General features: G+C 65.3%; 17 protein-coding genes and 3 tRNA genes. 7 read left to right on the top strand and 13 right to left on the bottom strand.

Annotation, left to right across the window (positions count from 1 at the left end):
* Window positions 1-38: 38 nt before the first annotated feature.
* The 10 genes from AC6LKD_RS18745 to rnr all read right to left on the bottom strand — a co-directional run bounded on the left by AC6LKD_RS18745 (window position 39) and on the right by rnr (window position 9,568).
* A complete protein-coding gene (locus AC6LKD_RS18745; protein WP_006218435.1) occupies window positions 39-710 on the bottom strand; it encodes a response regulator transcription factor in 672 nt (223 codons plus the stop codon).
* 65 nt (window positions 711-775) lie between these two features.
* A complete protein-coding gene (locus AC6LKD_RS18740) occupies window positions 776-1,258 on the bottom strand; it encodes an ExbD/TolR family protein (protein WP_498117070.1) in 483 nt (160 codons plus the stop codon).
* Window positions 1,258-2,253, bottom strand: a complete 996-nt coding sequence (locus AC6LKD_RS18735; RefSeq protein ID WP_013392623.1) for a MotA/TolQ/ExbB proton channel family protein — start codon at window positions 2,251-2,253, stop codon at window positions 1,258-1,260. Before AC6LKD_RS18735 ends, AC6LKD_RS18740 begins: the two co-directional genes overlap by 1 nt.
* Window position 2,254: 1 nt before the next feature.
* Window positions 2,255-3,064, bottom strand: a complete 810-nt coding sequence (locus AC6LKD_RS18730) for an energy transducer TonB (RefSeq protein WP_013392622.1) — start codon at window positions 3,062-3,064, stop codon at window positions 2,255-2,257.
* A gap of 271 nt (window positions 3,065-3,335) precedes the next feature.
* Window positions 3,336-3,411 (bottom strand) — tRNA-Val (locus tag AC6LKD_RS18725).
* A gap of 153 nt (window positions 3,412-3,564) precedes the next feature.
* Window positions 3,565-3,837 (bottom strand): HU family DNA-binding protein, encoded by a 273-nt coding sequence (locus AC6LKD_RS18720; protein WP_003812968.1) that lies wholly within the window; start codon window positions 3,835-3,837, stop codon window positions 3,565-3,567.
* A gap of 352 nt (window positions 3,838-4,189) precedes the next feature.
* On the bottom strand, window positions 4,190-4,870 hold the full coding sequence (locus AC6LKD_RS18715) for a Fe2+-dependent dioxygenase (protein WP_013392621.1): 681 nt from the start codon (window positions 4,868-4,870) through the stop codon (window positions 4,190-4,192).
* A 58-nt stretch (window positions 4,871-4,928) separates the two neighbouring features.
* Window positions 4,929-6,173 (bottom strand): cystathionine gamma-synthase family protein, encoded by a 1,245-nt coding sequence (locus tag AC6LKD_RS18710; RefSeq protein ID WP_492274659.1) that lies wholly within the window; start codon window positions 6,171-6,173, stop codon window positions 4,929-4,931.
* Between the two features lie 52 nt (window positions 6,174-6,225).
* Window positions 6,226-6,963, bottom strand: a complete 738-nt coding sequence (rlmB, locus tag AC6LKD_RS18705) for a 23S rRNA (guanosine(2251)-2'-O)-methyltransferase RlmB (RefSeq protein ID WP_013392619.1) — start codon at window positions 6,961-6,963, stop codon at window positions 6,226-6,228.
* A gap of 130 nt (window positions 6,964-7,093) precedes the next feature.
* Window positions 7,094-9,568, bottom strand: coding sequence for a ribonuclease R (rnr, locus tag AC6LKD_RS18700; protein ID WP_013392618.1), 2,475 nt, complete (start codon window positions 9,566-9,568; stop codon window positions 7,094-7,096).
* A 240-nt stretch (window positions 9,569-9,808) separates the two neighbouring features.
* On the opposite strand from rnr, the gene AC6LKD_RS18695 reads away from it, so the two are divergent.
* Window positions 9,809-9,893 (top strand) — tRNA-Leu (locus tag AC6LKD_RS18695).
* Between the two features lie 110 nt (window positions 9,894-10,003).
* Here AC6LKD_RS18695 and AC6LKD_RS18690 read toward each other — a convergent pair.
* Window positions 10,004-10,615: a tRNA-uridine aminocarboxypropyltransferase gene (locus AC6LKD_RS18690; RefSeq protein WP_498117068.1), complete on the bottom strand. Its 612-nt coding sequence runs from the start codon at window positions 10,613-10,615 to the stop codon at window positions 10,004-10,006.
* A 160-nt stretch (window positions 10,616-10,775) separates the two neighbouring features.
* Here AC6LKD_RS18690 and AC6LKD_RS18685 point away from each other — a divergent pair.
* A tRNA-Leu gene (locus AC6LKD_RS18685) sits at window positions 10,776-10,860 on the top strand.
* A 131-nt stretch (window positions 10,861-10,991) separates the two neighbouring features.
* Here AC6LKD_RS18685 and AC6LKD_RS18680 read toward each other — a convergent pair.
* Window positions 10,992-11,441: a GNAT family N-acetyltransferase gene (locus tag AC6LKD_RS18680; RefSeq protein ID WP_162470883.1), complete on the bottom strand. Its 450-nt coding sequence runs from the start codon at window positions 11,439-11,441 to the stop codon at window positions 10,992-10,994.
* Window positions 11,442-11,555: 114 nt separating this feature from the next.
* Here AC6LKD_RS18680 and AC6LKD_RS18675 point away from each other — a divergent pair, with 114 nt between their 5' ends.
* The 5 genes from AC6LKD_RS18675 (at window position 11,556) to AC6LKD_RS18655 (ending at window position 17,848) form a co-directional block, all read left to right on the top strand.
* Window positions 11,556-12,449 carry a DMT family transporter gene (locus AC6LKD_RS18675; protein WP_041655327.1) on the top strand — a complete coding sequence of 298 codons (894 nt, stop codon included), beginning with the start codon at window positions 11,556-11,558 and terminating at the stop codon, window positions 12,447-12,449.
* Between the two features lie 27 nt (window positions 12,450-12,476).
* A complete protein-coding gene (locus AC6LKD_RS18670; protein WP_013392614.1) occupies window positions 12,477-13,421 on the top strand; it encodes an AEC family transporter in 945 nt (314 codons plus the stop codon).
* 11 nt (window positions 13,422-13,432) lie between these two features.
* On the top strand, window positions 13,433-14,713 hold the full coding sequence (locus AC6LKD_RS18665) for an arsenic transporter (RefSeq protein WP_013392613.1): 1,281 nt from the start codon (window positions 13,433-13,435) through the stop codon (window positions 14,711-14,713).
* A gap of 153 nt (window positions 14,714-14,866) precedes the next feature.
* A complete protein-coding gene (locus tag AC6LKD_RS18660; RefSeq protein WP_498117067.1) occupies window positions 14,867-16,093 on the top strand; it encodes a YeeE/YedE family protein in 1,227 nt (408 codons plus the stop codon).
* Between the two features lie 84 nt (window positions 16,094-16,177).
* Complete coding sequence (locus AC6LKD_RS18655; RefSeq protein ID WP_492274663.1) at window positions 16,178-17,848, top strand: FMN-binding glutamate synthase family protein; 1,671 nt, start codon at window positions 16,178-16,180, stop codon at window positions 17,846-17,848.
* 18 nt (window positions 17,849-17,866) lie between these two features.
* On the opposite strand, the gene AC6LKD_RS18650 is transcribed toward AC6LKD_RS18655, so the two are convergent.
* Window positions 17,867-19,375, bottom strand: a complete 1,509-nt coding sequence (locus AC6LKD_RS18650) for a phospholipase D-like domain-containing protein (RefSeq protein WP_498117066.1) — start codon at window positions 19,373-19,375, stop codon at window positions 17,867-17,869.
* Window positions 19,376-19,381 lie beyond the last annotated feature (6 nt).

The raw sequence follows: 19,381 nt of genomic DNA, 5'->3' as shown, positions 1-19,381 counted from the left end.
ATGCGCTCGGCCGGCGCGATCCGGCCGAGGCCGGCCCGTCAGGCCGTTTCCACATCCAGCATGTAGCCAAAGCCGCGTACCGTCTGAATGCTGGCGCCCGTGCCTTCCAGGCGCTTGCGCAGGCGGTACACATAGACTTCGACGGCGTTTTCGCTGAAGTCGGCATCCCAGGCCGAAAGCGAGTTCACGATCTGGCGCTTGGTCACGACGCGGCCGACGCGGGCCATCAGCATTTCCAGGACAGAAAGTTCGCGCACCGACAGGGACAAGCGCTGGCCATTGGCGCGGACTTCGCGGCCGACGGTGTCGAACACCAGCGGTCCGACTTCGATCAGGGGCTGCGCCTGGCCGGCACGGCGCCGGCCGAAGGCGCGCACGCGCGCCGCCAGCTCGGGCAGTTCGAAAGGTTTGGTGACGTAATCATCGGCCCCAGCATCCAGGCCGGCGACGCGGTCCTCGATGCCATCGCGGGCGGTGAGAATCAGCACGGGGACCTGGTTGCCGTCCTGCCGCAACTGCCGCAGCACGTCCAGTCCGCTCATACCGGGGAGGTTGAGGTCGAGCAGCATCAGGTCGTAGGGCTGACCTGCCAAGGCGCCCAGAACCCGGTCGCCCTCGGTCAGCCAGTCGACCGCATAGCCTTGGTCGGCCAGAAATTCCTGGAGCGCGTGGCCCAGGGTGGTGTCGTCTTCGATTACCAGAACTCGCATGCGGCGATTCTAGCGCGATCCCGGCCGGAACGGGGCGTGAAATACGCCCCGGGGCCGGGAAGCGTTCAAGGTGCGGACGGAGCCGGGGCGGCTCCGGCTGCGGCGGGGGTTGCCCCGCCCGCGGCGCCGCCCGAAGGAGGCGTGGTGACGAACCCGATGCGCGTCATGCCCGAACGGCGCGCCGAAGCCATGACCTTGGCCAGCGTTTCGTAGCGGGTGTTCTGGTCCGCGCGGATGCGGATCTCGGGTTGCGGCTTGGTGCCGGCGATCGACTTGAAGCGGTTGGGCAGGTCGTCGATATTGACCGGCTTCTCGTCCCAGAACAACGCGCCGCTGGCATCGATGGCCAGGTCGACGGTCTTGGGCTCTTCCTCGATCTGCTCGGCGGCCACCTGGGGCATGTTGATCTTGATCGAGTGCGCCAGCAGCGGCGCGGTGATGATGAAGATCACCAGCAGCACCAGCATCACGTCGATCAGGGGCACCATGTTGATCTCGGAAACCGTGTGGCTTCCGGACCCTTTGCCCTCGAAGCTGCCAAAGGCCATTATTCGCTCCCGCGTTGAGCCGCAGCGCCGTTGCCGTTCTGGCGGCGCAGGGCGCGCACCTTGCCGTCGGACAGCGCAACTTGCTGGCCGGTGGTCAGGAACGCGAACAGATCATGCGCGAAGGCATCCAGGCGCGACAGGAACACGCGGTTGTTGCGCACGAAGGTGTTGTAGGCCAGCACCGCGGGAATGGCGACCGCCAGGCCCAGGCCCGTCATGATCAGCGCTTCGCCCACCGGACCAGCGATGCGGTTGATGGTCACGCCATCGGACAGGCCGATGCCGACCAGGGCATGGTACACGCCCCAGACCGTACCGAACAGGCCCACGAACGGCGCCGTCGAACCGACCGACGCCAGCACCGTCAGGCCGTTTTCCAGCTTGGCGGTTTCTTCGTCGATCACCTTGCGCATGGTGCGCGTGACGAAATCGGTATTGCTCCCGGCTTCTTCCAGCTTGGTCGCGCCGAACTTGTTGTGATGCGCCTGCGCATGCATGGCATGGCTGGCCAAGTGCGAGAACGGATCGCGCGCGCCGTGCGTGACGATTTCGTTTTCCACCTGCTCGAGCGAGCTGGCGTTCCAGAACTTGTTCAGGAAGTCCGCCGAGCGCTTGCGCATGCTGACGTTGCTGGCCACCTTGACCAGGATCAGGTACCAGGTCACCAGCGACATCAGGATCAGGATGATGAACAGGCTCTTGCCGACAAAGTCGCTCTGCGCAATGAAGTGCATGAAACCCATGTCGGGGACCGCGATGGGAGCCGGCGCGGCAGGCAGCGCCGAGGGCAGCGCGGCGGCGGCGCCTTGCAGCGTGTCGGCCGACTGCTGGACAGCGCCAGCGGCTTGCTGAGCCACGGCGCCGACGGTCGAGGCGGCTTGTTGGGCGGCGGGCGCGGCCGCAGCCGCGGCAGGCGCAGCAGCGGCGGCAGCCGGCGCTGCCGGGCTGGTGGTCGCCTGCGCCACCAGGGTGGCGCTATGCAGTGCGTTGGACATCTCAGTTCCTCATTACGAAATCGAACGGAATTTTGGCTTTGGCGGGATAGGCCACGCCGTTACGGGTATACGGTTTGAAACGGCCCTTGCGGGCGGCTGCCAGCGCCGACTCGTCCAGGCGCGGAAAGCCCGAGGAAGCGTCGATGGTTGCCCGCTCGACCAGCCCCTGGGTGTTGATCTCGACCAGCACCACCACCCGGCCCTCTTCCCGCATGCGGCGCGAGGCCATCGGGTAATTGGGCATGGGACGCGCGCCCTGGAACTCGATGCTGGAAACCAGCACCGGTTGGTCGGGCGGCGGTCCCTGCTGCGGCCCTTGCGGCGCCTGGGTGCCTTCGGGCGCGCCGCTGGGCGGCGCCTTCGGCGCGTCCGGCTTGGGCTCGACCTTGACGTCCTGCTTGGGCTCCGGCTTGGGCTTAGGCTTGGGTGGCGGCTTGGGTTTGGGCTTGGGCGCCGGCATCGGCGGCTTTTCAACCACCGGCTCCGGTTCGGGTTCAGGCTCCGGCTCGGGCTTGAGTTCGGGCTCAGGCTCGGGTTCCGGTTCAATCTCGGGTTGCGGCTCGGGCGGCGTTTCCGTCACCGGTTGCGGCTCTTCGGGAGTGGGTTCGGCCTTGGCGATCTGGGGAATGGGCGCATCCACCACGCTCACCATGATGGCTTCCGGTTCCTCGAGTTCAGGACGATTCTCGGGCGCCATGAAGATGGCTCCTATCACTGCCGCATGCAGCGCCAGGACCGTCAGGCCAGCGCCTGCGCGTATACCGAATGAAGAGCGCGAAGAAGAATTCCAACCGCGTTGAAAACTAGGCATGAATCAGCCAGAGTGCATTGACTTATCCGGCCAGCCAGTAAAAGACGCACACGCAATGGCGACGGCTGCTGACCGGTACAAGCCCACAATAATATCTTAAATGCGAATGATTCGCACGTCCTATTTCATCTGATCCGGTCCTACATTTCTGACCTGGATCAATGCGCCCGAGCAATGCAAGCCAGCTCAGTCAATGAAGAACAAAACCCAAAACAAAAAACCCGCCACCATGACGTGTGCGGGTTTTGTGTGGAGCGCATATCGGAGCTTTTGGTGGGTGCTACAGGGGTCGAACCTGTGACCTACGCCTTGTAAGGGCGCCGCTCTACCAACTGAGCTAAGCACCCATTTTGATGCAGCCTCAAGACGAAATTCGCGAAAAATCCGTACAAGCAACTGCCAACCGGGGCACTCAAAAGCAATACGCGGGCCGGAGTATACCGGACCGCGCACTTGTGGGCAAATCGCCAGGTCTGCGCCTGCGATCCGCCCGCCGTCCATTAGTTGACGGCGTCCTTCAGGGCCTTGCCCGGACGGAACTTCGGCACCTTGGCCTTCTTGATCTTGATAGTTTCGCCGGTGCGCGGATTACGGCCGGTGCGAGCGGCGCGAGCCGACACAGCGAACGTGCCAAAGCCAACCAACGTAACCGTACCGCCCTTCTTCAGGGTGGTCTTGACGGCACCGATCAGGGCGTCGAGCGAACGACCAGCGGCAGCCTTGGAGATGTCAGCCTTGCTGGCGATGTGATCGATGAGTTCGGTTTTGTTCATTCAGGTGTACCCCTCACAAGGTATTGAGTCTGCCGGTAGTGCAGTTCACGGCCGTCATGATGGACGCCGCTGAAGACGCAAGACCCGACAAACGACGAACAGACAGTGGATAAACTTTTTTCTTGCGCTGCGAAGCACAACTTTTAAACTGCTGCGCCGCTTGGATTCAATGGCAAATTGCCTTCAAATCGTCAGCGACGCAGACGTGTATTAGGCCTTGGCGTGGCGCGGCTGTCAAGCGAAAACCTCACCACAACCCGCGCCAATACTAGCTTTTAGACCTTTTCGCAATAAACAGAAACACGCATTTCGGGATTTGCGCGACACCCCCGAACGCGATAGTTAACTTGCGTCAGACCTCGGCCCATCGACGCAGCAAATTGTGATAGATGCCGGTGAGCTGCACGATGGAAGGATGCCCTGCGGCGTCCTGGTTCAAGCGCTGTATGGCCACGTCCATGTCCAGCAACAGCGCGCGCTGGCTGTCTTCGCGCACCAGGCTCTGCATCCAGAAAAAGGACGACACGCGCGCGCCGCGCGCCACCGGATTCACCTTGTGCAGGCTGGTGCTGGGATACAGCACCATGTGCCCGGCGGGCAGCTTCACCGCGCGCGGGCCATAGGTATCGTCGATGACCAGTTCGCCGCCATCGTAGGAGTCGGGCTCGGAGAAGAACAAGGTGGCCGACAGGTCGGTACGCACGCGTTCGGCCGTGCCGGCAATGCCGCGCACGGCGTTGTCCACGTGATAGCCGAAGGACTCGCCGCCCTCGTAGCGATTGAACAAAGGCGGAAAGATCTTGCGCGGCAACGCGGCCGACATGAACAGGTTGTTGACCGCCAGGCGTTGCAGGATCAGGTTGCCCAGCTCCTGCGCCAAGGGGTGCTGCTCCGGCAATTGGCGGTTGCGCTTGACCTCGGCCGACTGATGCCCGGCCGTGACTTTGCCGTCGACCCAATCGGCGGCGTCCAGGCGGCGCCGGATCTCGGCCGCCTCTTCAGGCGTAAAAACTTCTGCGATCTGTATAAGCATGGGCACTATCCCGATGGCGTTGCAGGCGCGGCCAGCCACCGGCCGCGCGCGTGCCGCATTATCCCTGCAGGCAGCCGTTGAGCGCCTGATCGAAATCAAACAGCAGATCGGCTTCGTCTTCGATGCCCACGGACACCCGGATGAGACTGTCCGCGATGCCCATCTGCTTGCGGCGCTCGGCGCCCATCTCGTAATAGATGGTGTGGGCGGCGGGCAGCGCCAGGCTGCGCGTATCGCCCAGGTGAGTCGCCATCAACACGATGCGCAGGCGGTTCAGGAAATCGAAGCAATCCACCCCATCGGCCAGTTCCACGCCGAGCAGCCCGCCGAAGCGCGAACCGAACAGCGCCGCCGCGCGCGCATGTTGCGGGTGGCTGGCCAGCCCGGGGTAATGCACCCTGGCCACGCCGGGATGCTCTTCCAGGAAGCGCGCCAGCGCCAGCGCGTTGGCGCAATGCTTGGCCATGCGCAGGGCCAGCGTCTCGGCGCCCACCGCGATGCGGTGCGCGGGCTCGGCCGCCAGGGTGCCGCCCATGTCGCGCAGACCCTTCTTCTTGATCTGCGTAAGGCCCCAACTAGTGGGCGCGCCCTTGCGATAGGCCTCGTAGATGTTCGAGTCATCCGACCAATCGTACAAGCCAGTGTCCGTCACGGCCCCGCCCAAGGCATTGCCATGGCCGCCGATGTACTTGGACAGCGAGTTCATCACCAGCGACGCGCCGACCGAGGCCGGCCGGAACATCCACGGCGTGGTCAAGGTATTGTCGACCACGTAGACCAGGCCCTTCTCGCGGCAGATCTCGCCGATCACCGCCAGGTCGGCAACTTGCGTGCCCGGATTGGCGATGGTTTCGGTGAAGACCATGCGGGTATTGGGCTGGATCGCCGCGCGCACCTGCGACGAATCGGTCGCGTCCACGAAGGTGATCTCGATGCCCAGTTCCAGCAGCGTGCCCAGCAGGCTGTTGGTGTTGCCGAACACGAACTGGCTGGATACCAGGTGGTCGCCGCGGCGCAGCAGCGTGGTGAAGATCGCGGCCAGCGCAGCCATGCCGGTCGCGAAGCTGACCGTGCCCTTGCCGCCTTCCATCTGGTTGACCTTGGCCTCCAGCGCAGTGGTGGTGGGCGTGCCCTGGCGGGCGTAGGTAAAGCCAGCTTTGCCTTGGAAGACCGCAGCCAGCTCGCGGGCGTCTTCGTAAGCGAACTCCGAGGACGGATGCATGGGCTTGTGCACCGCTCCGTGCTCGACGGATTGCTTGCGGTCGGAATGGAGGATGGTGGTGGTAAAGCCGTTCTGGTGCATGATGGGCTGACGCGAAGAGGATGTGGTCTACAGGATAGGCAAGACGGATGGATCAGGAACGGCGCTGACGCACGGTTTCGTATAGGCAGACGGCGCTGGCCACGCTGACGTTCAGGCTTTCCACCGAACCCAGCATGGGGATGTTCACCAACTGGTCGCAGGTTTCCCGCGTCAGGCGGCGCATGCCCTCGCCTTCCGCCCCCATGACCCAGGCCATGGGCTGGCGCGCATCGATCTGGTGCATGCTGTCGGTCGCCTGGTCGTCGGTACCCACCAGCCACACGCCGCGGTCCTTCAGGCTGCGCATGGTGCGCGCCAGGTTGGTCACCATCAGATAGGGCACCGTGTCGGCGGCGCCGCAAGCCACGCGTTGCACGGTCGCGTTCAGGCCAACGGCCCGGTCGCGAGGGGCGATGACCGCGTGCACGCCAGCGGCGTCGGCGGTACGCAGGCAGGCGCCCAGGTTGTGCGGATCGGTCACGCCATCGAGTATCAGCAGTAGCGGCGGACCTTCGATGACGTCGAGAACTTCGTCCACGTCCACCGCCAATTGGCGTTCTTCGGCCAGCGCCACCACGCCCTGGTGGCGAGTGCCGCGGGACAAGCCGTCCAGGCGCTCCATGGGGACCGGATGCAGGCGGCAGCCCGCTTTCTCGGCCTGCTCGATGAACGTCTGCATCCGCTTGTCGCGGCGCGATGCCTCTACATAGATTTCCTTGATCGAGTCGGGCGCGTGGCGCAGCCGCGCAACAACCGCGTGAAACCCGGCCAGGACTTGGGTCGACGCCATAAATGCAATACCTTTAGATAAACGAATACCCGCCCCAGAGCGGGGCGGGCCACCGGACCAAGCCGGGCATAGATGCAATGTTACCCCTTATGGCTCGGCCGCCAAACGACGGCCTGGCCATAAAGAAGCATCAGTGGCGCTTGTGCGCGGCCTTCTTGGCCGGCGCGGCGCGCTTGGACGCCTTGGGCGCCCTGGGCGGCTTGCTGGCCTTCTTGGCTTCGGCGCGCCGCTCCTTGGCGGTCTGGCCCTTCAGGGCGGCGGGCTTGGGCGAGGCCGCCTTCTTCACGCGGCGCGACGGCTCGTCCGGCCCGCGGGCCGAGGCCTTGCGCAGAGCGTCGAAGCTCGTACCTTGCACCAGGCGGAACTCGATGCGGCGGGCCTCCAGGTCCACGCGCGAGACCTGGACCTGAACCTTGTCGGTCAGGCGGTAGCGCATGCCGGTGCGCTCGCCGCGCAGCTCGTGCAGGGCGTCGTTGAACTGGAAGTACTCGCCGCCCAGCTCGGAAACATGCACCAGCCCTTCGACGTGCAGCGTGTCCAGCGTGACGAAGATGCCGAAGCTGGCGACGCCGGTGACGGTGCCGCTGAAGTCCTCGCCCACGCGTTCCTTGACGAACCAGCACTTGAGCCAGGCCTCGACGTCACGCGACGCCTCGTCGGCGCGGCGCTCGCTGGCGGACAGGACCAGGCCCATCTTTTCCCAGATGGCGTGTTCGTGCTCGCGCTGCGTACGGCCTATCACCACAGGCTGGTCTTCCAGGCTGGGCACATACCGCTGGCCGGCCAGCAACGCCTTGATGACACGGTGCGTCAGCAGGTCGGGATAGCGGCGGATGGGCGAGGTGAAGTGGCTGTAGCCAGGATAGGACAGGCCGAAGTGGCCCATATTGTCGGGGCTGTAGACCGCCTGCTGCATGGAGCGCAGGCACATGGTCTGCAGCAGCTGATAGTCGGGACGTCCGCGCACCGAATCCAGGAAGTCGCCGTAGTCCTTGGCCGTGGGCGTCTCGCCCCCGCCCAGCGACAGGCCCATGGTGCGCAGGAATTCGCGCAGCGATTGCAGGCGCTCGGGGGTGGGCCCTTCGTGGATGCGGTACAGGCCGGGATGCTTGCTGCGGGTCATGAAGTCGGCCGCGCAGGTATTGGCGGCCAGCATGCATTCCTCGATCAGCTTGTGGGCATCGTTGCGCACCGACGGCACGATCTGCTCGATGCGGCCGAGCTCGTTGCAGACGATCTTGGTCTCGACCGTATCGAAGTCGATGGCGCCGCGCTTCTTGCGCCCTTGCGCCAGCAATTGATAGAGCTCGTACAGATGCTGGACCTGAGGCATGACGCTGCGCATGGCATGCGCCGCCGGGCCGCCGGGTTGCTGCAAGGCGGCCCAGATGTTCGTATAGGTGGTGCGCGCATGCGAATGCATGACCGCGTTATAGAACTGGTAGGCCGTGACCGTACCCGCCTTGGCGCCGCTGGCCGGGATGACCATGTCGCAGACCAGCACCAGGCGGTCGACGTCCGGGTTCAGCGAACACAGGCCGTTGGACAGCGACTCCGGCAGCATCGGGATGACCCGCCGGGGGAAGTACACGCTGGTGCCGCGTTCGATCGCGTCGTCGTCCAGCGCGTCGCCCGGACGCACGTAGTGGCTCACGTCGGCAATGGCCACCAGCAGGCGCCAGCCCGGACGCTTGCGCTGGCCCGTGCCCAGTTCCACGGGTTCACAGTAAACGGCATCGTCGAAGTCGCGCGCGTCCTCGCCGTCGATGGTTATGAGCGGCACGTCGCGCAGATCTACGCGGTCTTTCAGGTCGGTCTTCTTGACCACATCCGGCAGGCGCGCCGCCTGCTTACGCGCGGCCTCCGAGAATTCGACCGGCACGTCGAACTTGCGCACCGCGATCTCGATTTCCATGCCGGGATCGTCGATCTCGCCCAGCACCTCGGCCACGCGGCCCAGCGGCTGCGTGTGGCGCGTGGGCTGTTCCATGATTTCAACCGCGACCACCTGCCCGTGCTGGGCGCCGTTGGTATCGCTGGGCGGAATCAGGATGTCGTGCTTGATGCGCTGGTCCTCGGGAACGACGATGGACAGGCCGTGTTCGTGCAGAAAGCGCCCCACCAGCTTGTTGGTGCGGCGTTCGATGACTTCGACGATGGTGCCTTCAGGCTTGCCGCGGTATTCGCCGGCAGGCTTGACCAGCACGCGATCGCCATGCAGCACCTTGAGCATTTCGCGCGGCGACAGGAACAGATCGGGCCCGCCATCATCGCGCAGCAGGAAGCCGAAGCCGTCGCGATGCCCCAGCACCTTGCCGGCAACGAAGTCCAGTTTGGTGGCCAGCAGCAACACGCCCTTGCGATTGGGCATCAATTGCCCGTCGCGCTCCATGGCGCCCAGGCGGCGCTCAAATCCCACCATCGTCGCGGCGCGCTCGACGCCCATGCGTTCGGCCAGTTCCACCGGAGACAGCGGCGAGCCTGCGGCGCGCAGCGCTTTCAGGATGGCTTCACGGGACGGGACATCAGGATCGAAGTCCGGCGGCGCTTCGGGCAAGGGTGTTGATCTGTTGTTATTCGATTCGTTATTCGATCGTTTTGCCAAAGCTAAAATTTCCGTATATAATGCGCAGCTTCTGTGGTTCGCCCAAGGCTGAACACTGAAGCAGAAAATGGTCAGAAGGTTGGGAAGTTTAAAGCCCAGCCGGGGTTGAAAAGCAAGTTGCTTAAAACCGTATTGTAGAACCAACTGCACTTTGGAAGCATGCTTTAGTTAATGTGTTTTAACTGAAGCGATGCAACTAGGGCGGCAGCGTATCACATACTTCTGACAGTATCTCTCAGTGCCCAGGTGGCGGAATTGGTAGACGCGCACGGTTCAGGTCCGTGTGCCGCAAGGTGTGGAGGTTCGAGTCCTCTCCTGGGCACCACGGAATTTTAATCAAGACTATGCAAGCCAGTCTTGATGGCAACGGCTAAAAAGCCCCGGAAATCGCAAGATTTCCGGGGCTTTTGCTTTGCGCCTTGCAAACCCCGCCCTTCAACGCCAAGGCACTTTGCGGTTCAAATGATGCCGTGCGTACAGGTCGGCGCCCATGCCTTCGATCTGGCCATCGATCAATGCCTCGAAAGGCCGCAGCAGCGCATCGAAATTCATCGGCGCCTCGATGGCGTTCAAGGCATGCGTCACGGCCTCTATCGTGGACAACGCACCTGCCACATCGGCATGGCGCACGCGATAGCGCGTGGATAGTCCCGCAGGCAACATCACGCGCGGCAAAGCGGCAAGCGCAGGATTGATATGCAGCAGCTTGCGCGCATGCCCCCAGGTGCCGTCGGGCACGATCAATCTGATGGGCGCGCCGAGATCCTGCCCGTAGCCAGGCACCAACTCCTCGGCGCCCTCGCCGGGAAACAGCAAGCGAGGCAGGTGGCCGGGCAACGCCCAGTCGTCTTCTGAAAAATATTCGCCCACCACGCGTTGCGCGCCCGCCAATCCCAGCACGGCCAATCTTGCGGTGTTCAAGGCATGACGCGCCTCGCTGGGATGCTGCAGCACCACGACTCGAGTACGGCAGGAAAGCGAGGGAATCAGCGCGCACAGACAGTGCGATAGAGGACGCAGGCAACGCGTGCAAAGGGTACGGGACATGGGGCGACACTATATCGAATGTTCGAAAGCGGCCCGGCAGCAAAAAATATGAAAAAAACCCCACACGACTTGCACACTTCTAAAAAAGTGTGCATAATCTCATTCCTCTGCTGCTGAACAAGAAACAACGCGAAAGCGAAGCAACAAGTAAAGCATCAGCGCCCAGGTGGCGGAATTGGTAGACGCGCACGGTTCAGGTCCGTGTGCCGCAAGGTGTGGAGGTTCGAGTCCTCTCCTGGGCACCAATTATTACATCACGAGGTACCTGCGTGATGCGCCAAAAAAACCCCGAACGCGTAAGCGTCCGGGGTTTTTTCTTTGTCGGGCCCATTTTGCTTGCCCGGCTCGCAATTTTCTTGAGCCGGGCGGGACTGCCCTACTTCAGCACATGCGTCATGACCACGTGCGGAATACCGGCCTCGACGAATTCCTCGCCTTCCACATTGAAACCGTGCGCCTGGTAGAAGCCCGCCGCATGCGTCTGCGCGTGCAGCACCAGCATGCGATGGCCGTCGCCATGGCCTTGTTTGATCAACGCGTCCAGCAACTGGCTGCCGACGCCCATGCCCCGCGCCTTCTTGTGGACCGCCATGCGGCCGATGTGGCCGTCGGGCAAAAGCCGGCCTGTACCCATCGGCGTGCCGTCCGGGCCGTAGGCCACGGCGTGCACCGACACGGCGTCGTCGTCGTCCAGCTCGACTTCGGGTGGCACTTTCTGTTCGACGACGAACACCTCGTGACGCACCGAATATGCGTCGTCGCGCAAACGGTCCCAGGTTCCCAGGGCGATACGCACCGTAGCTTGTTTGTTGGTCGACATGTCCATCCCTCGCGTGCAGCAAATGAATAAAAGAATCCTACGCCTCATTTTAGGCAGGGATGAACAAGTGCCAAAAGGGGGTACGATCGCGGCTTGCCCACGTCGTCCATGTTCCGCCACATGCCGCCTGCCGCTCCCCCCGCCTGGTTGAAAGCCGCGCCCGCGCTCTTCCTGCTTCTCTGGTCCAGCGGTTTCGTCGTGCTCAAAGTGGGTCTGGCCTATGCCGACCCCATGACGTTCCTGGCCTTGCGCTATGCCTGCGTGGTGCTGATTCTTGCGCCGTTCATGCTGGTTCTGCGCCCGCCGCTGCCGCGCGGCGCCAGCGCCTGGGGCCATCTGGCGATGGTCGGGCTGCTGTTGCAGGCAGGCTACTTCTGTTTCACCTACCTGTCGCTCAAACAGGGCATGTCGGCCGGCGCCGTGGCGCTGATCACCTCACTGCAGCCTATCCTGATCGGCCTGCTGGCGCCGGCGATCGCGCACGAGAAAGTCGATGCCCGCCGCTGGGCCGGCCTGGGCCTGGGGGTATCGGGCGCCGCGCTGGTGATCATCGCCAAGGCCTCGATCGACGTGCTCTCGCCGCTAGGCTTGGCGTTCGCCATCTGCGCCCTGCTCTGCATCACTGGGGGCACCCTGTATGAAAAGCGCTACGGCGTGCAAACGCATCCCGTCACCTCCAATATGGTGCAGTACGCGGTCGGCCTGATCGCCACCGCGCCGTTGGCGTTCTGGCTGGAGCCGATGCACATCGAGTGGACCGGCCCCTTGCTGGGTTCGCTGGCTTATCTGGTCGTGGGCAATTCGCTGGTGGCCATCACCTTGCTATTGACCATGATCCGCTACGGCGAGGCCTCGCGCGTGTCCGCGCTGTTCTTCCTGGTACCGCCTTGCACGGCCGTCATCGCGCTGATCATCCTGGGCGAAGCCATCCCCGCGCTGGCCTGGCCCGGCATGGCGCTGGCGGCGCTGGGCATCCTGCTGGTGACGCGCACGGCACAAGCGTCGCCCAAGTAGAATGAGCGCCCCTCCAGGTCCCTGTCCATGAACGCCGTCATTACCTCCGCCCTGCCAGTCTTCGCGCTGATCCTGACTGGCTGGCTCGCCGCGCGCTGGCGCATCCTGGGTTCCGGCGCCACCGACGCCCTGAATCGCTACGTCGTCTATCTGTCGCTGCCCGCGCTGCTGTTCCGCGCCATGACGCAAGTGGACCTGGCGCACATGGCGCATTGGGGTTTCGTGGGCGCCTTCGCGGGCGGCATCGCGGTCACGTTCCTGGTCTCTTTTGCCGGCGCGCGCCGCACGCAGCGCGCATTGACCGACCGCGGCATCCAGGGTCTGGCCGCGTCCTACGCCAACGCCGGCTATATGGGCATTCCGCTGTGCCTGGCGCTGTTCGGCCCCGACAGCATGGCGCCCGCCACTTTCACCACCCTGCTCACCGCCAGCGTGCTGTTCGGCTGCGCCATCGCCCTGATCGAGTTCGACCGCCAGCAGACGCCCAACCTGCCCTCCACGCTGCTCAAGGTCGGGCGCGCGCTGCTGCGCAATCCGCTGCTGGCGGCGCCGCTGCTGGGCCTGGCCTGGGCCTTCACCGGGCTCGCCCTGCCGGAGGGCGTGGACCGCTACGTGGCCTTGCTGGGCGCGTCCGCCAGCCCCTGCGCGCTCGTCACCATAGGCCTGTTCCTGGCGCAGACGGAGACGTCCAGCTCGGGGCCGGGCGTCATGCGCCTGGTCACCGGCAAGCTCTTGCTGCAGCCCGCTGTCACGGCCGTGCTGGCGTTCTATGTCTTCACCATGCCGCCGGTATGGGCCTGGACCGCGGTGCTGATGAGCGCGCTGCCGATCGGCACAGGGCCTTTCATGCTGGCGCAGATGTACGGCCGCGACGCCCGCGTGACCTCGCGCGCCATCCTGGTCTCCACGGTGGCGTCGGTGCTGACTGTCAGCCTGCTGGTCGCCTGGATCAGCGCCCATCCGCTTTCCTGACGCCTTTCACCATGCTGCTCGCCGCCGCCATTTTCGTACTCACCATCACCCTGGTCATCTGGCAGCCCAGGGGCCTGTCGATAGGCTGGAGCGCCGTGCTGGGCGCCGCGCTCGCGCTGGCCACGGGGGTGGTCCACCCGGCCGACATCGCGGATGTCTGGCGCATCGTCTGGAACGCCACCGCCACCTTCATCGCCATCATCGTTACCAGCCTGATCCTGGACGAGGCCGGCTTCTTCGAATGGTCGGCGCTGCACGTGGCGCGCTGGGGCGGCGGCCGGGGCCGGCTGCTGTTCGTCCTGATCGTGCTGCTGGGCGCGGCCGTTTCCGCACTGTTCGCCAACGACGGCGCGGCGCTGATCCTCACGCCCATCGTCATGGAAATGCTGGTGGCGCTGGGCTTCGGCCCCGGCGCTTCGCTGGCCTTCGTGATGGCCGCGGGCTTCATCGCGGACACAGGCAGCATTGCGCTGATCGTGTCCAACCTGGTCAACATCGTCTCGGCCGACTTTTTCAACATCGGCTTCGGCGAGTACGCGTCGGTGATGCTGCCGGTGAACCTGATGGCCGTGGCATCGACCCTGGCGGTGCTGTTGCTGTTCTTCCACCGCAGCATTCCGCCGCGCTATGACGTAAGCCAACTGCCCGCGCCCGCTTCCGCGATCCGCGACCTGACCACGTTCCGCGCCGGCTGGATCGTGCTGGCGCTGCTGCTGGCGGGCTTTTTCATCCTGGAACCCATGGGCATCCCGGTTAGCGCCATCGCCGCCGTCGGGGCGCTGGGCCTGCTGCTGATCGCCGGGCGGCAGCATATCGTCGGCACGCGGCGCATCATGCGCGAGGCCCCGTGGCACATCGTGGTCTTCTCGCTGGGCATGTACCTGGTGGTGTACGGCCTGCGCAACGCCGGCCTGACCGCGCACCTGGCGCAGGTGCTGGACCGTTGCGCGGAATATGGCGTGTGGGGCGCGGCGATGGGCACGGGCCTGATCACCGCCTTTCTGTCGTCCATCATGAACAACCTGCCCACCGTGCTCGTGGGCGCGCTGTCGATCGCGGACACCAGCGCCACCGGCGCGGTGAAGGATGCCATGATCTACGCCAACATCATCGGCAGCGATCTCGGCCCCAAGATCACGCCCATCGGCAGCCTGGCAACGCTGCTATGGCTGCACGTGCTGGCGCGCAAAGGCCTGCGCATCACCTGGGGCTATTACTTCAGGGTCGGCATCGTGCTGACCTTGCCGGTGCTGCTGCTGACCTTGGCGGCGCTGGCGTGGCGGCTGCAATAGGCGGCCAGGCGGTTTTATATTACTTTTAGTTATTTAAAAGGCATTAATAGATGGTTTGAGTTAGGCTTGCGCCGCTTTAGACTTTCAAACCTACACGGGTGCCTGCGCGCGCCCGTTTTGCTTTCTTACGCATCAGATCCCCGGGACTCGCCCATGAGCACCAACGCTTCCACCCTCCCCCTGCCGTCTTCCGCCCTGCCGCCCATCCAGATCAACCGCAAGCCGCTCTGGATCGCCTTGCTGCTGGTGCTGGCGGGCGCGCTCTACCTGAACCAGACCGTCAGCTGGCGCCAGGGCGCGCTGTGGGTGATCGGCGCCCTGCTGGGCGTAACGCTGTACCACGCCTCTTTCGGCTTCACGCAAGCCTGGCGCGTGTTCGTGTCCGACCGCCGCGGCGCCGGACTGCGCGCGCAGATGCTGATGCTGGCCGTGGGCGTGCTGCTGTTCTTCCCCTTTCTGGCGGCGGGCTCGCTGTTCGGCCAACCGGTCAGCGGCTTCGTGTCGCCGCCTGGCGTCTCGGTCCTGCTGGGCGCCTTTCTGTTCGGCATCGGCATGCAGCTGGGCGGCGGCTGCGCCTCGGGCACGCTGTTCGCCGTGGGCGGGGGCAATACCCGCATGGTGGTCACACTGCTGTTTTTCATCGTCGGTTCGGTCATCGCGACGGCCAACTTCGGCTGGTGGTCCAATCTGCCGGCACTGGCGCCGACCTCGCTGATCAAAACGTGGGGCCTGGCGCCCGCGCTGGCCATCAACCTCGCCGTCTTCGCGCTGATCGCATGGGCGACCACGGCGCTGGAAAAGCGCCGGCATGGCCACCTGATCTCGTCTGCCTCGCGCACGGCGCGCCCGGCGTCCTTGCTGCAAGGTCCCTGGCCGCTGATCTGGGGCGGCGTGGCGCTGGTGGTGCTGAACTTCGCCACGCTGGCGCTCGCCGGCCGCCCCTGGGGCATCACCTCCGCCTTCGCGCTGTGGGGCGCCAAGACGCTGGACGCCTTCGGCGGCGACGTGGCCACCTGGGCCTACTGGGCCAAGCAGCCCTCGCTGGCCGCGCCGCTGCGCCAGGACGTCACCACCGTCATGGACATCGGCCTGATGCTGGGCGCGCTTGCCGCCGCCAGCGCCGCCGGCAAGTTCGCGCCCATCTGGAAGGTGCCGACCCGCTCGCTCGTGGGCGCCGTCATCGGCGGCCTGCTGCTGGGCTACGGCTCGCGCCTGGCCTTCGGCTGCAATATCGGCGCCTACTTCAGCGGCATCCTGTCGGGCAGCCTGCACGCCTGGCTGTGGCTGCCTGCCGCCTTCGCCGGCAGCGCCCTGGGCGTGCGCCTGCGTCCGGCGTTCGGCCTCGCGGTCGAGAAGACTCCGGCCGCTTCCAGCTGCTGAGAAACAGTATTCCAGGACCTTCCCCCGGCACGAGGGGACGGCTCCTGGTGTATGGTTGCTCCATCCCGAAATGCGGAGATGGACATGAGCTGGTTTTTCGGCCGTTACACGGCTTTTTTGTTGACCCTGATCGGCGCCGCGGTCACCGCGACCCTGGCCGCGACCAGCTCGCTCTGGTGGCTGTGGCTGGCCGTGCCGCTGGCGCTGCTGGGCGCGCTGGGCGTCTATGACCTGGTGCAGACCCGCCACGCCATCCGGCGCAACTATCCGGTCCTGGGCAATCTGCGGTTCCTGTTCGAGTTCATCCGGCCCGAGATCCGCCAATACTTCCTGGAAGACGACACGCAGGCCGCGCCGTTCTCGCGCGCGCAGCGTTCCATCGTCTATCAGCGCGCCAAGCGCGAAATCGACAAGCGCCCCTTCGGCACCCAGGAAGACGTCTACGGCGACCGCTACGAATGGATCAACCATTCCATGTCGCCCTCGCAAATCCCCGACACCGACTTCCGCGTCACGGTGGGCGGCCCCGAGTGCAAGCAGCCGTACTCCATGTCCGCGTTCAACGTGTCGGCCATGAGCTTCGGCGCCTTGTCGGCCAATGCCGTCCTGGCCCTGAACGAGGGCGCCCGCCAGGGCAACTTCGCGCACGACACCGGCGAAGGCGGCATCAGCCGCTACCATCGCCAGCCGGGCGGCAGCCTGGTCTGGAATATCGGCTCGGGCTACTTCGGCTGCCGCGATGAACACGGCGCGTTCTCCGAAGAGGCCTTCGTCAAGAATGCCTGTACGCCGCAGGTCAAGATGATCGAGATCAAGCTGTCGCAAGGCGCCAAGCCCGGCCACGGCGGCATCCTGCCCGCGGGCAAGGTCACGCCCGAGATCGCCGAGGCGCGCGGCGTCGTGGCCTGGCAGGACTGTAATTCGCCGGCCACCCATTCCGCCTTCGACTCGCCCATCGGCTTGATGAAGTTCGTGGCGCGCCTGCGCGAGTTGTCCGGCGGCAAGCCGGTGGGCTTCAAGTTCTGCGTGGGCCACCCCTGGGAATGGTTCGCCATCGTCAAGGCCATGCTGGAAACCGGCATCACGCCGGACTTCATCGTGGTGGACGGGGCCGAAGGCGGCACCGGCGCCGCGCCCGTGGAATTCGTGGACCACGTCGGCACGCCCCTGCGCGAAGCGCTGCGGCTGGTACACAACACGCTGATCGGCGTAAACCTGCGCGACCGCATCAAGCTGGGCGCGTCCGGCAAGATCATCACGGCCTTCGACATGGCCCGCGTCATGGCCATGGGCGCGGACTGGTGCAACGCCGCGCGCGGCTTCATGTTCGCCATCGGCTGTATCCAGGCCCAGGCCTGCCACACCGGCAAATGCCCCACCGGCGTCACCACGCAAGACCCGCTGCGGCAGCGCGCGCTGGTGGTGCCGGACAAGGCGCAGCGCGTGGCCAACTTCCACCGCAACACCCTGCATGCGCTGGCGGAACTGTTGGCGGCAGCCGGCCTGACTCACCCTGGCCAGCTCCGTCCGCACCATATTGCGCGCCGCATCTCGTCCAGCGAAATCCGGCTGCTGTCGGCGCTGTTCCCGGAGCTGGCGCCCGGCGAACTGCTGCGCGGCGAATTCCGTCACCAGGTGTTCCGCGCCGGCTGGTCGATGGCCCAGGCCAGTTCGTTCCAGCCGACCCACGACATCACCACGGCCTTGGCGCAAGAACACGCCGCCCACTCCACACCGGCCGCCGCGCAAGTCTGAGCCGGTTGGCGCCTGGCGCTACAACCAGCGCTCGAACATGCGCGAGAAGAACTCCATCGAACGGTCTCCCACGCCCCTGGCCTGCCAGGCCTCGGGCGTGATCCGCACCGCATCGGCGACGTCGCGCTGGAACAGCGACTCCATTTCCGCCGCGAATTCAGGCCCCAGCACCACCGCGTTGATTTCGTAGTTCAGGGCGAAGCTGCGCCAATCCAGGTTGCTGGAACCCACCGTGGACCACACGCCGTCCACCACCGCGGTCTTGGCATGCAGGAGCGCATCGCGCCGCTCGTAGATCTTCACGCCGGCCGCCAGCAGATCCGTGTAGTGCGACCGTCCCGCATGGAACACCAGCGAGGAATCGCTGAAGCCGGGCAGTACCAGCGCCACGTCCACGCCGCGCCGCGCCGCGTCCGTCAGGACGTCGATGAAGGCCGGGTCCGGCACGAAGTACGCCATGGTGATGTGGATGTATTCCTGCGCGCTTTCAAACGCCGACATCAGCGTCAGGTAGACGGTGTAGCCATCGCTGCGGTCCGGCTGGTTGGCCAGGATCCGCACGGTCGTCGCGCCTGCTGGTGGCGCCACCTGCGAGTCGCCGCCCTTGATCGGTTCCTTGGACTGGGATTCCCAACCTGCGCGGAGGACTTGCTCCAGCTGGGCCACTGCTGGCCCCTCGATACGCAGGTGCGTGTCGCGCCATGGCGCCGCCTTGGCGTCCGCCGCAGCGGGCGCGTCGGCCTTGCCGGCGCCGCTTCCCGATCCCGATCCCGATCCCGATCCCGATCCTGATCCCGATCCTGATCCCGATCCTGATCCAGACCCGGGCGAAGATTCGTAGACGCTGCTGACGTTGATGCCGCCCAGGTAGCCGACCTTGCCGTCCACCACCAGCACCTTGCGATGGTTGCGCTGGTTCGGCGACCAGCCCGCGCGGCCGCTGGCCGGGTTGACCGGATTGAATATCGCCACCTGCACGCCCGCGTCGCGCAGGCGCTGGAACAAGGCATCGGGCGTCTTGATGGTCCCTACCGCGTCGACCATCAAGGACACCTCGGCGCCGCGATTGCGCGCCGCGATCAAGGCCTCGGCAAAGCGCGCGCCTTCGGCATCATCGTCGAAGATATAGGTTTCCATGTGCACATACCGGCGCGCCTGCGCAATGGACTGCAGCATGGCGCGATAGGTGCTGGGCCCGTCGGCCAACAGCCGGACGCGGTTGCCGGCCACCAGCGGCGCGCCACTGACCGCCTGCTCGACGGCAAGGTGACGCGCGAGGAAATCATCCTTGGGAGTCCGCGGATCCGCCGCGATGCCCTGGCCGCGGCGATAGCTGTCCTGCGCGGCGTCGGCCGACAGGCCGGCCTGCGACTCGCGCGCGCGGCGCTCCTGCGCGTCGGGAACGCTGGCGCACGCCGCCAGCAAGGCCGCGCACACCAGCGGCAGCAGCCACCGGTACGCGCCGGCCAGCCACGGCCACTTGTCCCGCCGCAGTCCCGGCCGGCGCACCGCCGCGGGCGGCTTCATGGCTTT

It is taken from the genome of Achromobacter sp. D7-1 (assembly GCF_059760445.1).
The sequence above is the reverse complement of the archived record's forward strand: the minus strand, read 5'-3'. Positions and strand labels throughout refer to the sequence as shown.